This is a genomic window from Pseudomonas sp. HS6-2, assembly GCF_049325675.2.
In the GTDB taxonomy this organism is placed as follows: Bacteria; Pseudomonadota; Gammaproteobacteria; order Pseudomonadales; family Pseudomonadaceae; genus Aquipseudomonas; species Aquipseudomonas putida_N.
On sequence record NZ_CM143906.1, the window covers coordinates 1,367,276 to 1,380,364 of the forward strand.

8 protein-coding genes are annotated in these 13,089 nt (G+C 61.7%); all 8 read left to right on the plus strand.

From position 1 onward, the window contains the following. Window positions 1–33 precede the first annotated feature (33 nt). From ACOKS3_RS06370 to ACOKS3_RS06405, 8 genes are read left to right on the plus strand one after another with little or no spacing between them, the layout of a single operon-like run. Complete coding sequence (locus ACOKS3_RS06370) at window positions 34–3,231, plus strand: phage tail tape measure protein (RefSeq protein ID WP_422763434.1); 3,198 nt, start codon at window positions 34–36, stop codon at window positions 3,229–3,231. A gap of 43 nt (window positions 3,232–3,274) precedes the next feature. Next, on the plus strand, window positions 3,275–3,859 hold the full coding sequence (locus tag ACOKS3_RS06375) for a hypothetical protein (RefSeq protein WP_422763433.1): 585 nt from the start codon (window positions 3,275–3,277) through the stop codon (window positions 3,857–3,859). Further along, complete coding sequence (locus ACOKS3_RS06380) at window positions 3,859–4,464, plus strand: hypothetical protein (RefSeq protein ID WP_422763432.1); 606 nt, start codon at window positions 3,859–3,861, stop codon at window positions 4,462–4,464. The genes ACOKS3_RS06375 and ACOKS3_RS06380 overlap by 1 nt, the downstream gene beginning before the upstream one ends. Before the next feature lie 2 nt (window positions 4,465–4,466). Further along, entirely contained in the window at window positions 4,467–4,865 is a 399-nt protein-coding gene (locus ACOKS3_RS06385; protein WP_422763431.1) for a DUF6950 family protein, read from the plus strand. After that, the gene (locus ACOKS3_RS06390) at window positions 4,862–10,861 is read left to right on the plus strand and encodes a phage tail tip fiber protein (protein ID WP_463581470.1); all 6,000 of its coding nucleotides are present in this window, start codon (window positions 4,862–4,864) and stop codon (window positions 10,859–10,861) included. Before ACOKS3_RS06385 ends, ACOKS3_RS06390 begins: the two co-directional genes overlap by 4 nt. Further along, window positions 10,861–11,916: a hypothetical protein gene (locus tag ACOKS3_RS06395; protein WP_463581471.1), complete on the plus strand. Its 1,056-nt coding sequence runs from the start codon at window positions 10,861–10,863 to the stop codon at window positions 11,914–11,916. The genes ACOKS3_RS06390 and ACOKS3_RS06395 overlap by 1 nt, the downstream gene beginning before the upstream one ends. Before the next feature lie 9 nt (window positions 11,917–11,925). After that, on the plus strand, window positions 11,926–12,474 hold the full coding sequence (locus ACOKS3_RS06400; RefSeq protein ID WP_422764679.1) for a hypothetical protein: 549 nt from the start codon (window positions 11,926–11,928) through the stop codon (window positions 12,472–12,474). Further along, window positions 12,474–13,070: a tail fiber assembly protein gene (locus ACOKS3_RS06405; protein ID WP_463581472.1), complete on the plus strand. Its 597-nt coding sequence runs from the start codon at window positions 12,474–12,476 to the stop codon at window positions 13,068–13,070. Before ACOKS3_RS06400 ends, ACOKS3_RS06405 begins: the two co-directional genes overlap by 1 nt. Window positions 13,071–13,089 lie beyond the last annotated feature (19 nt).

A 13,089-nucleotide genomic window follows, 5' to 3' on the forward strand; every position in this document is an offset into this window, starting at 1 on the left:
TTCGGCGGGTTTTCTTTTTTCTGGAGATCAAAAATGGCCGATCAGCAAGTCCAGGGCATGCTGGTTCAGATTGAAGCGACAACTGCCCAATTGCGACGTGAGTTGGCGAATGCCGATCAGCTGGTTTCCAGGACCAGCCAGGCAATTGATCGCAACCTGGCGACTGTTGATTCCGCGTTTGACCGAGTTGGCGCAGCAGCCCAGGGCGCCGGGACGCTTATGCGCGGAGCCTTCGCGGCTGTGGCTGGTGCCGGTCTGATCGGGGGCATCATCAAGCAGGTTGATGCCTATGGTCAGATGTCTGACCGTATGAAGGCGGCTACTGGAAGCGCTGCCGAATACCAGGCGGTGCAAGAGCACCTGATGCAAACCGCGCAGGAAACCTACCGGCCTCTGGCTGAGGCGCAAGAACTGTATATCCGCACGGCGGATGTGATGCGCAGCTTGGGCTTCAACACCCAGCAGACCCTCGATATCACTGACAGCTTCAGTTTCCTGCTTGTAACCAACGCCGCGTCAGCGGACAAAGCAAGCTCGGCGCTGGACGCCTACTCAAAAGCATTGGCTACAGGGAAGGTAGATGCGGATGGGTGGATTTCTATCCAAACTGCGATGCCAACAATCGTGGACGCGATTGCCCGCGCGACTGGAAAGAGCACCGACGAGGTGCGTAAGCTGGGCAGCGAGGGCAAGCTCGCTCTGGATGACATTAACATCGGTCTACTGAAAAATGTTGAGGTAAACCGCAAAGCAGCGGCGGACATGTCTACCAGTGTTCAAGATGCCTTGAACAACATCAGCAACGCGGTTGGCAACTTCCTTGGAAAGATGGAAGAGCAGACAGGCGCCATTGGCGGACTCTCCAAAGTTCTAGTCACGCTTGGGGAAAATTTCGATTTAGTAGCCGTAGCCATTGGCGGTGCTGGTGTGGCAGCGCTTACCAACTATGCCGCCAAAACATACATGGCCGTGAAAGCCGCCTTGGCACAGCAGGTTGCAGAGTTTAAAAATGCCCAAGCCGCGGTGCGCGGTGCAGAGGCGCAACGCATTTATGCCCAAGCGCAGGTGCAGCAGGCGGAGGCGTCGGTAGCAGCCGCGACTGGCCTGCAGAGGCTCAGCCTGGTTCAGACCCAGCTATTGCCAAAACAAGCGGCCCTCACGGCTTCAACCGAGGCGCTGACCATTGCCCAGGCCAACCTAACACGTGCCGCTACCGGTGGTTTGCTGACGGCCCTGGGTGGTCCGGTGGGGTTGGCGATTCTGGCCGGCACCGCTGCAGCCAGTTTCCTGCTGCTACGCGACAATGCCGATCAGGCGGGTGTCAGTCTTGACGATCTGCACAAGCCCGTGTCGCAGCTGCGTGAGGAGTTCGCCAAGCTCAACAAGGACCAGCGCGAGGCATCGCTGGTTAAGTGGCAGCAGGAGCAGATCAACGCCGCCGACACCCTCAAGGATGCCTACGGTGATCTGGCTCAGTCGATCCGTTCTGCCACCGTTACCGCACCCGTGCGCGATTCAGGCGGGCAGTACAACAAGCAGTTGGCCGACTACCAGTCGATCATTGACCGGCTGAATGAGGCGCGTACCAGCGGAGAGGGCCTGTCGCCCATCCTGCAGGAAGTAGGCAACCGCTTGCAGCTGCCGGCGGCTACCGTCCAGCAATGGATCACCCAAGCCGGTGCGGTCAGTGATGCCGATCAGCGCTCAGGAATGATCGCTGAAACGCTACGTGTGCTGACTGGTGTCACCGATCAGAACACTGCCTCAACGCAAGAAAACAATGCGGCCAAGGCCGGCATGAGCACAGCGGGGCAGACCTACCTCGATACCCTGCAGAAGCAGCTGGCCGGCCTGCAAGACAATGGCGACATGATCAAGGTCGTCAACCGGTACCTTGCCGAGCATACGGACCTCACTGAGGCGGATCGGCAGGCTGCCCTCTCTTTTGCAAACGCCATCGAGGCGCAGAAGAAGGCCAACCAGGGCGCCAAGCAGGAAACCAAGGACACCACCTCGGCGCAGACCAAGCTGAATCAGCAGCTGAAAGAAGCGGAAACCGCGTACCAGCAGTTGAAGAAGGTTTACGACCCAGTCGGGGCAGCAGCTGATGAGTTCAAGAAGCAGACCCAGGGCTTGGACCTGCTGCTCACCCAGAAGAAGATCACAACTGAAGAGTACGGTCGTGCGATTGCGGCGTTGGCTGGCCAGTTCAACCAGGCCGTCCAGGCGTCAACTGGCTTGTCCCAGGCCATGAAGTACCAAGCCGACCTTGAGCGCCAATTGGCCATTGCCCAGCAGCAGGGCGATGCCGCCGCCGCAGCGGTGGGGATGGGTGACAAGCGAGCCAGCCGAGCGCAGTCGCGCCTGGCGCTTGAGCAGGAAAACAACAACAAGATCCTGGCGCTGCGCGACGAGCTAGCCACAGCGTCGAACGAGAAGCAGCGGCAGGAGCTGGAGAAGCAGATCGCCCTGAGGCAAGAGTACGGCGCGAAACTGGTGCAGGTTCAGGAAGACACCTTCACCAAGATTGATGCGGCCCAGGCCGATTGGAGCAATGGAGCATCAGCTGCCTTCGAGAACTACCTCGACAGCGCGGCGGATGTGGCCGGGCAGACTCAGGACCTGTTCACCAACGCTTTCAACAATCTGGAAGACGGGATCGTCCAGTTCATCAAGACCGGGAAAGCATCGTTCAAGGACTTCGCGGACTCGATCATTGAGGACTTGATCCGCATCCAGGTGCGCCAGGCTGCTGCCGGCTTCCTCAGTTCGGCGTTCGGTTTCCTGGGTGGCGGGGGGGCGGCGCTGGGGCAGGGCACCATGAGTGGGTTCAGCGAAGGCTCGTTCGTGAAGAATGCCAAGGGCGGAGTCTATGACTCGCCCAGCCTGTCCTCCTACTCGGGCCAGGTGTACGACAGCCCGCAGATGTTCGCTTTCGCCAAGGGTGCCGGCATTTTCGCTGAGGCCGGGCCAGAGGCAATCCTGCCGCTGCACCGTGGGCCGGATGGTTCACTCGGTGTCATGGCCGCCGGCGCTGGCGGGGGAGGTGGCGAGGCCTCAGTTACATTTGGCGGAATCATCCAGCACATTCAGGTGTCAGGGCAAGCCAACGCTGCCACGGTGGCTGATGTCCGGCGAGCGGCGGAGCAGGGTGCTCGGGACGGCTACGAGCTGGTGCTGCGCGACTTCAAAATGAACGGCGCGGCGAGGCAGTTGCTCGAGCGCAGATGATTGATCCAGCCCGTTTCGGCGGGCTTTTTATTGGAGCTATCCAATGGCGGAGGAATGGCCGGAATCCCTGGAGCCTACTGAGGTTACCTGGGGAATCGTCTACAACAACCGGGCGTTCACCTCGTCGCTGTCGAATTCCCAGCAGATCGTGGCGCAGCCAGGTTCGTACTGGCTGTGCACGCTGAACTTCGGTGTGCTCTACGAAGAGGACGAGCGCGAGCTGACCTCGCTCTTGGGCCGCCTGCACGGCATGTTCGGCACGGTAAAGGTCCCATCGATCACTCGGACCAGGTCGGACAACATCGGCGCGCCGACTGTGGCCTCGGCCAATGCGCAATCGACGTTCCTGCAGCTGCAGGGCATGACGGCGAGCCGGCAGGTTTTCAGTCGCGGCGACCACATCACTATCAACGGTGAGATGTTCGAAGTGGTCGAGCACGCATCGACTGACGCCACGGGCAGGGCCCTGGTCTACGTGAACAAGCGTGTTCGCAAGGCGATCCCTGCCGGCACGCCGGTTGAATACAAGAACCCCTACTGTGAGATGCGGCGGATGGATGACACCAATCAGTGGAGCATTCAGCCGGTGGTATCGAACGGTAGCTTCCAGTTTCGGGAGGCTTTCTGATGGCCACGGGTGTTTTCCCCTTCAGTCAGACGGTTGTTGACATCATTGCCAGAGGTAACTTCATGGCGGTGTACGCCTGCCAGCTGGATTTCCCTGATGGCATGGTCTTCGCGCATACCGGTACCGGTGACCTGGTCATCGACGGCATCACCTACCAGGGTGTTGGCAGCTTTGGCGCAGTTGGCCAGTCGCAGGAGAGCAGTAACTCAGGCTCGCCCATGTCGATCGAACTGACCCTGAACGGTCTGGACACCCAGATCATCACCGAAACCTCGCTGAAGGGCTGCCGGGGGCGGGCCGGCAAACTCATGTTCGTGGTGTTTGCCGAGGATGGCAGCTATGCCGCCGACATCCTGTTCAGCGGGCGGATGGATGCCGCCAAGTTCTCTTACGCGGGCAATGGCGAGGAGGGCAACAGCATCACGGTTCCGCTCATCGACCGAATGGCCGAATGGAACCGCACCGGCACCGAGCGGTGGACGGATGAGAACCACCGTGCGCGCCGGCAGGACGACCGCTTCTTCTTCGCGATCGCGCAGATCGCCGACTGGCCCATTTACTGGGGCGCCTCCAAGGATGCCCCGAAGTTCACCTACGAGAAGTGATCATGCGAAAGCGCGATTGGACGACACAGCTTGCCAACACGATCAAGGCCGCCATCGAGCGGCCTTTTTCATGGGGCGAATTTGACTGCTGCCTGTTTGCCGCCGACTGCGCCGTGGCGGTGTGCGGGGTAGATCCTGCCGAAGCATACCGGGGCAAGTACTCATCCGAGGCCGGCGCCAAGCGCCTGCTGAAGAAGCTGCACGGATCGTTGGAGGCTGCCTGGGATGTCTGCTTTGCCCGGGTGCAGCCCGGGCTGATCCAGCGTGGCGATATCGCGATGTACGACGGCCCCAATGGCCGGGGCGTGGCCGTGTTCTGGGCAGATGAGTTCTGGTCGGTTTCCCCTGACGGGGTTTGTCGCATCGATTGCGAGCCATTGACGGTGTGGAGAGTGGAATGAGTTCAGCAGTCAGTAAGGTCGCCCAGATTGCCGTCGGTGCAGTGATCGGCTTTGCTCAGGGTGGCCCGTGGGGCGCCGTGGCGGGTGCTGCTCTGGCGTTCTATGTGTCGTCGCAGCAGGACCAGCTGGACACCAGCTCACTCCGGTCCAGCGAGCCGTCGAGCCAAACCCTGCGCTCCTCCAAGGCCTCCGCTCGCTTCGTGCTTGGTCGCGTCAGCACCGGTGGGGTGCTGGCCTGGGGGCAAGAGCAAGCAGGAAGCCAGACCGATGGCGAATGGCTGCACATGGTCTACGTGCTGTCCGAAGGCGCGATCGATGGGTTGGAGGATATCTACCTGGGCGAAGAGGTGGTCCAGGCCTATGGCGAGTATGCCTCCTATGAGCTCGTCGTCGATCCGGCCCAGGTCAATGCCTTCCTGAAGGCCAACTGCCCGGACTGGCGCGACACCCAGATCGGGAGGGGCCTGTCCTACGTTCGTCTGTCGTTCAAATACAGCGCCGAGAAGTACCCATCGGGCATTCCTGACGTGCGCTTCGTGATCCGTGGGCGCCGGGATATTTACGACCCGCGCACGGGCATGACGGGCTACAGCGCGAACACGGCGCTGCACATCCTCTGGTTCCTGCGGAATCGCTGCGGCGTGCCAGATGACGAAATCGTGTTCTCCAGCTTCGCCAACAGTGCCAGCGTGTGCGATGAGTCGGTTGCCAACCCAGACGGCACCACCTCTCCGCGCTACCACTCTGGCTGCGTGATTGGCGCCGACGAGTCGCGCACCCAGGTAATGCAGAAGCTGCAGGCCGCCTGTGGTGGCAAGCTGATCCGTGTCGGTGGCCGCTGGATGCTTCAAGTGGGCGCCTATTACGGGCCGTACGATTTCGAGATCACCGAGGACATGGTCACCGGTACCGTTACCGGCAACACCGAGCCTTCCAATGACTCGGCGATCAACACCGTGCGCGGCACCTTCATTGATCCGTCCCAGGCGTGGGCCGAGACCGACTATCCCGAGGTCTCCGTGGCCGAGTGGGTCGTTGCCGATGGCGGCGAGGCGGCAGAAACCCTGGCGTTCTCGTACGTGAGCGATCCGTACCAGGCGCAGCGCCTGGCCAACATCGAGCTGCGCCGTCGGCGTGCTGGCGGTACCCTCAGCATCCCGATGAACTTCGTGGGCTACAACTGCCGGCCAGGGCGGTCAGTGAAGGTCAACTTGCCCTCGCTGAACATCGTCGGCGAGTTCATCGTCACCGACTGGTCGATGGCGGCTGATACCGGTTGCAGCGTGTCTGTCTCCCAGAATGAGCCGGCGATCTTCGATGATGCCGTGGGCCAGCCGTACAACCCGATCGGCTTCATCAGCCTACCTGCCGGTGGTCTGGGCAGTCCGACCAATCTGACCTGGTCGACCGATGATGCGGCCGAGGTCGTGCAGGGCGTGCTGTCTTGGACCCCTCCGGCGGGTACCGTCACCGGCTACGCGGTCACGGTGCGCCAAGGGACCACCGCTGTTCAGGCGCAACAAGTGCCGGCGACTGCCGTTCAGCTCCCGCTGTCCGGCCTGCCGTCTGGCAGCTACACCATGAGTGTTGCCGCGCTCGGCCCGCTGACCCGCTCCGGCGAGGCCAGCATCACCGTGAGCATCGATGACCCGCCCATCCCTGAGTCGTGCGTGGTGCAAGCCACCATCGACACCATCACGCTGATCCCGGGCAACGCGCTGCATGGCCTGAACGGGGGCACCTACGAGTACTTTTTCTCGACCAACCCGCAGGCCACGGAAGGTGAATACGTTGGCCAGGGCCTGAGCCTGACCCATACCGGGCTGGCGTTCGCCACCAACTACGCCTACTTCGTGCGCTCGAAGAACGCCTACGGGGTCAGTGCCTTCCTGAAGGTGGTGGCCTCGACGTCGACCGACGTGGAAAACATGCTCGAGGCGCTGAAGGACAAGATCAACAGCGGCCAGCTGGCGCCGGTGCTGCGCGAAGACATCGCGCTGATCACCGCACCGCCGACCGTGCCTGGCTCGGTCAACCAGCGCGTGGAGGGCGTGCGCGCCGACCTGGGCGAGCAGATCACCGAGGTGAGCAACCACGTCAACGACGTGCAGAACGAGCTGCAGAGGCAGATTGACGAGGTAGCCGACCTGGCCGACTCGATGCCGTATGATCCGGCCAAGTCATACACCGCCGGCCAGGGTGTGCTAGGTGCCGATGGCAAGCTGTACCAGGCCAAGGGCGCCGTTCCGGCCGGCAACGCGCCGCCGAATGCCACGTACTGGACAGATATCGGCCAGGCGGTGCAGACGGCAAACGGCCTGGCCGCACGCATGACCACTGTCGAGACCAAGGTCACCGAGCAGGATGGGAAGCTCACTGCGCAATCGACGCGAATCGATGGCGTGCAGTCGAGCCTGACCACCACCAACCAGAATGTTACCGCTGCTCAGCAGGCCGCTGATGCCGCCAATACCCTGGCTGGTGGCAAGGGCAAGGTGATCATTCAGGCGGCAGCACCTGCAACCGCTGATCGTCTCGCGCAAAACCTCTGGATCGACACCACGGGCAACGCCAATACACCCAAGCGGTGGAGCGGCTCGGCGTGGGTGGCGGTGACGGACAAGGCAGCGACTGATGCTGCAGCCGCGGCTGCATCGGCCTTGACGCTGGCGCAGACCAAAGCCGATGCCAACGTGGTTGACTCGATATCGTCGAAGGTTACCCAGCAGGGCGACGCGATCAATTCGCAAGGGCAGGCCATCACTGGCCTGCAGGGTAATCTGACCACGACTAACCAGAACGTCACTGCAGCCCAGCAAGCTGCGCAGGCCGCGTCCGACGCAGCCGGCGCCAAGGGTAAGGTGCTGTATCAGTCGACCGCGCCGGCAGTGGCGGACCGCTTGGTGCAGAACCTCTGGATCGACACGACGAGCAACGCCAACACCCCCAAGCGCTGGAACGGTACCGCGTGGGTGGCTGTGACGGACAAGGTGGCCACGGACGCCGCTGCGGCGGCCGCCAGCGCGCTCACCCAGGTGGCGACCAAGGCCGACGCTTCGACGGTGCAGTCCTTGAGCAACACCGTGGACCAGCAGGGCGCGGCGATCACCGCCAATGGCCAGGCTATCACCAACGTCAACGCCTCGCTGAAGCAGGTGGGTGGCGAGAACCTGTTGTACAACCCATCGTTCGACGTGCCTAGCACCACCGGGTCCAATGCCGGGAACATCGCAGACGGGTGGGGATGGCGAAAGACTACCCCGGTGGTCGTAACTCCGACACTGCGTGACTCCGACTTGGGGGCCGAGGGCAAGTGTCAGCGTCTCGACCTGTCCGGTTTGTCGGTAGGCACGGGCACCGACTACATCGACTTCGTTCCAACGTCGACGAATCCGGACAACCGGCCAGCGATCTATGAAGGGGTAGTTGGGACCGCTTCTGTGCACGTTCGCGGTAACACGGGTTTGCTCTGCCAGATCTACCTGCAATACAAGGATGCGGCAGGGGTAACCCTTGCTACTCATGGGCCAGGAAACTTCAACCTCACGCCCGTGTATCAGCGCGCTGTGTTCACTGGCACTGCAGCTCCAGCTGGTTCAGTTCGCGTGGATGTACTCTTCAGGCTTCGTTCCTCGGTCGGCGCAGCAGGGATTGCAGCTGGCTTCGTGGACCTCGACCAGGCGCAGTTCGAGCACAGTTCGGTCGTGACTGGGTGGCGTGATAACGGCAAGGCAAACGCGGCGGCTGCAGCTGCAAATGCGTCTGCCACCACGGCCCTCACGGGGCGCGTAGCGTTGACAGAACAGGGCCTGACCAGCGCATCCAACCAGCTGACCCAGCTGGACAACAGCATTGGGGATGTCGGCGGCGAGAACCTGTTCTACAACCCAACTTTCAACAAAGCGGGGACAGGTACTGATATCGCGGATGGCTGGGCTACCGAGGGGCCAGCGACCAGCGTCGAATCTCTGGTCACTTCCTGGCTGAATGCAGGTGAGAAGGCAGTACGTGTTGAGGTATCCGCCGTTGGCACCGGCACGCCGTACAAATCCATTCGCCCAACTGGTGGCACGAAAGATCGCAGACCAATGGTGGCCGAAGGGCAAACCATTGCAACGTCTATCTATCTTCGCGGCACCGCTGGCTTGGGGTTCAGGTTCTTCATTCAATGGATCAATGCGGCCGGCTCCGTGGTTAGCGCTCCTAACTCGGGGATGTTTACCATCACCGCAGCAGGCAAGCGTGAGCAGTTCAGCGCCGTCGCGCCCGCTGGGGCGGTGACTTGCTACGTCTACCTGCGTATCTACAGCGCCACTGGCGCGGTAACTGCTGGATACGTGGAGATGGCGCGGCCGCAGTTCGAGTACGGTACTCGTGCCACTGGATGGCGAGACAACGGCCAGGTGAACGCGGCCAACATCGGTGCCACGTCGGCAGCAGTAGACAGCCTGTCGTCGGCTGTCGACCAGCAGGGCAGCACCCTGACCAGCGTCGCCGGCCGCACCACGACGCTGGAAAACGCGGTGAACAGCACCACCAATGGCCTGGCCACAAAAGCCTCAGCCTCGGCGCTGGACGCGGTGACGAACCGGGTATCTGCGGCAGAGGGCGTGAACGCCAGTCAGTCCGCCAGCATCACCGACCTGACCAATACCGTCGGCGCGATTCAGAGCGGCCTGGGTGCCTCCGGGCTTGATCCGGCGCCGGGAGCGGCTTGGCAGTTCGATACCACTGTCGAGGGGTGGTCGGGTGTGAACGCGACGCTGGCGGCCAATACGGGCTTCGTCAAGATCACGCCGACTACCGCTGACCCCCAGCTGCACAGCCCGACAGCGTCGGCAGCTATCGACGGCAAGACCTACACCAGGGTCAGGGTTGGCCTGACGCGCCGCGGCGGCTCGGCCTGGACCGGCACGTTGTACTACTCGACCAGCTCTCACGGGTTTGCGACGAGTTATCGGGCCAGCGCAGCGAACCCGAACATCGCAATCGGGCAATCCGCCGTTGTGGAATGGAACATGGCCAACCTGGCTGCGGGCGGCACTGACTGGGTGGACAACACGATCCAGCGCCTTCGCTTCAACTTCGCAAATGCGCTGGATGCGGTGTTCGATGTCGACTGGATTGCTGTGGGGCGAGTGGGGCCGTCGGCATCTAGCCGGGCAGTGTCCTCGCTCGATTCGAAGGTCGCGCAGCAGGAAGGCACGCTCATCAGCCAAGGCCAAGCGCTGACCTCGCTCGGGAATCGGGTCACCGACGCCGAGGGCGTGAACAGCGCCCAGGCCTCGGCCATCAGCCAGATCGACACCACAGTCCAGCAGCAGGGCACCGCACTGACTGCCCAGGCGCAACGCCTGGACGGGATCTATGTCCAGGTGAACCCGGAAATGGAGGGTGACTCGACAGGCTTGGCGGGAGCCACCGGCGGACTGGTTGGTGTCTGGACTGTGCAGTCGGCTGTGGTCGAGAACGGCATAGCCACCGGCCAACGCATCGATACCGTCCAGTCGCAGATGGGCGATGTCAGCGCGTCCGTGCAAACGGTGAGCAAGACCGTCGCAGGTGTTGATGGGAAGGTTTCGGCCATGACGACAATCAAGGCTGAAACGATCGCCGGCGGCCGCAGGGTGATGGCCGGGCTGGCGCTCGGCAGCGACGGGCAAACCAGCGAGATCCTGGCCTACGCCCAGCGCTTCGCCATCGTTGACGAGTCGTCGGGGCAGATGGTGCTGCCGTTCGTGGTTTCCAACGGTCAGGTGTTCATCAACCAGGCGGTAATCAACACGGCATTCATCCAGCAGATTGTGGCGGGCATGACCATCCGGTCCCAGGCGGTCAACTCGCAAGGGTTGCCACTGCTGGAATTGAACTTCGTGACCGGAGCAGTGAGCATCCGTGGGCAGGACGTCAACGGCTCGACGCTGCTAAACAACGGCGGCCTGTATGTGTACGACGCCGCTGGCATTGAGCGAACGGCAGTGGGGAGGCTTACCTGATGGCTGATCTGTACGGGCTCCGGACGCGGGATGCGTCCGGGGTCATCACCCTCGATACAACAATCACCCCGGTGCGATCGTTGAAAATGATGCAGGTGGTCGGGAATGGAGCCTTCGACCAGTACATCTCGATACCGGAGATCAAGGCGCAGTCGTTCGTTGTGGTGGATACCCTGGCCGACAATGGGGAATACACCTGGAGCCCTCTGGCGTGGTACAGCACTGGCCAGCTGCAGCTGAGGCAGCCATTCAACAACACCTGGCAGGTGATGATTCTGTCACTGGGCGGTGAGCCATTCGCGGCTCCAGGGTCCTACGGCATCCGAGCCTCGAACAACAACATCAGGACCCAGATCGACTCGGTCAACCAGGTGCTGTCAGTCCGCTACAACGGTCGGTTCAACATCGGATTTCAGGGGCCAGGCAGTGCAAACCAGATCCAATGGGCTGACGTGACCTTTCCCGCGCCGATCACCACGTACGAAAGGCCGCTGGTGTTCCTGAATGCGGACAACTACATGATGGTTGGAAATTTCTCGGTTAAGGGAAGCCCGGGTAACTGGACCGGTTTCAGGTTAAAGGCCTGGAACAACCAGCCAGCGCACGGCGATACAGCGCTCTATCCGATGTACATCAACTGGTACTGCGCGAGCTACCAGGCACCGACTTCAGCTGTGGGGGCATACGGGGCGTCAGTGAAAAACGCCGCTGGGGTGCGGACGTTCGTGACGACGGCAAATTTGTCGCTACTGAACGGGCAGCCTGCCTCCAACTCATTCGCGCTTTCGGGAAATCCCATCGTTGCCGGTCCTTCATATTCGCCAGGATTTCAGATGGCCTGGACAGGAAGTTATCAGGACTATGTTCTGGCTAATGCCTTGTTCTCAGCGACGAACATTGGTGCGACTGGCCAGCCATTTCGCGAGAACTTTGGTGGTTTCCTTCCCGGTAACCGATCAGTCTTGCAGATGTATACCTACAACGGCGGCGGTACTAACCCGGTTACTCCAAACGGCAGGACGCTTTTTGCCTCCAGGCCAATGAAGCCTCTTTAAGGTAGAGATATGGCAAAGCAAAATATCAACCTCGGCACCGCGCCCACAGGTGCGGGTGGTGATGATCGGCGCAGCGCGTGGACGAAGGCTATCGCCAACTTCACCGAGCTTTATGACTTCCTGGCGGGCGCCGCGAATGCTGCGTCACTCCCCGCCAGCCTCGCGGCTGCTCTCGACAATGTCGGCGGATACCGCAGGGCAAATGCCCTAGGGGCGGTCAGTCAAGCCGGCGGCGTTCCAACTGGCGCGATTATCGAGGCCGGCAGCAACTCCAGCGGCAGCTACACCAAGTTTGCTGATGGCACCATCATCATGCGTGGCGTGGCAAATCTTGACCAAGCGAGCATGGGGGTAAAGGCGGGCTCTTTTGCACTACCTGTGGCGCTGGCTGGCGCCTATCACATCGTCCTGAATATCACGTCGGTCAACGTCTCTAACGAGTTCAAGGGCTACGCACGGACGGCCGCAACCAACACCACATCGTTCCAGATCATTCACTCTTGGGATGTTATCCAGACCTACGGCTATCAGTGGGTCGCATTCGGTAGGTGGTTCTGATGATTATCAAGTTCTGTACCGTCTTCTCTGATCAGCCGTTTAGCCTTTCCCGGCTGGGTGACATGCTGACTATCAATGGCTTGGCCCTGGACTTCGCCAAGCTGCCCGAGGGCGCGACGCTGCCTGCGGGTGCAATCAGCTGTAACGACGTGCTTGGTCCAGTGGAGCGTCGTGATGGCAAGCTGCGCATCACGCTGTTTCTCCGCCATCCTGTGGACGCGCCTGAGGTCGCCCGCTTCCCTGGCGACATCATTGATCCGCCGGCCGGCCCAATCCTCGTGCCAGGCATTGAGCAGAGTTCGCCGCCTCTCGTGGCCGCCGGTGTAATCGACTGGTCGCAGGTCATCACCGCCGAGGCCAAAGCCCAGGCTCAGCAGGAGCTGCTGCTGGCCGGCGTCACTGCTGAGGTCGCCCAGCGCCGTGCTGCAGCTGACCAGGCCATCGCGCCGCTGCAGGATGCAGTCGACCTGGAGGAGGCCACTGAGGCCGAGACCGAGCAGCTCAAGTCATGGAAGCGCTACCGCGTGGCGCTGAGCCGTCTGCACGAACAGGAAGGCTACCCAACCGAAATCGACTGGCCAGCACCGCCAGCTTGATCCGATCCCGCAACAAACC

What these genes read in the sequence shown, in the direction of transcription:
- ACOKS3_RS06370 (WP_422763434.1), top strand. Translation starts at nt 34, where the DNA reads ATGGCCGATCAGCAAGTCCAGGGCATGCTGGTTCAGATTGAAGCGACA.
- ACOKS3_RS06375 (WP_422763433.1), top strand. Translation starts at nt 3,275, where the DNA reads ATGGCGGAGGAATGGCCGGAATCCCTGGAGCCTACTGAGGTTACCTGG.
- ACOKS3_RS06380 (WP_422763432.1), top strand. Translation starts at nt 3,859, where the DNA reads ATGGCCACGGGTGTTTTCCCCTTCAGTCAGACGGTTGTTGACATCATT.
- ACOKS3_RS06385 (WP_422763431.1), top strand. Translation starts at nt 4,467, where the DNA reads ATGCGAAAGCGCGATTGGACGACACAGCTTGCCAACACGATCAAGGCC.
- ACOKS3_RS06390 (WP_463581470.1), top strand. Translation starts at nt 4,862, where the DNA reads ATGAGTTCAGCAGTCAGTAAGGTCGCCCAGATTGCCGTCGGTGCAGTG.
- ACOKS3_RS06395 (WP_463581471.1), top strand. Translation starts at nt 10,861, where the DNA reads ATGGCTGATCTGTACGGGCTCCGGACGCGGGATGCGTCCGGGGTCATC.
- ACOKS3_RS06400 (WP_422764679.1), top strand. Translation starts at nt 11,926, where the DNA reads ATGGCAAAGCAAAATATCAACCTCGGCACCGCGCCCACAGGTGCGGGT.
- ACOKS3_RS06405 (WP_463581472.1), top strand. Translation starts at nt 12,474, where the DNA reads ATGATTATCAAGTTCTGTACCGTCTTCTCTGATCAGCCGTTTAGCCTT.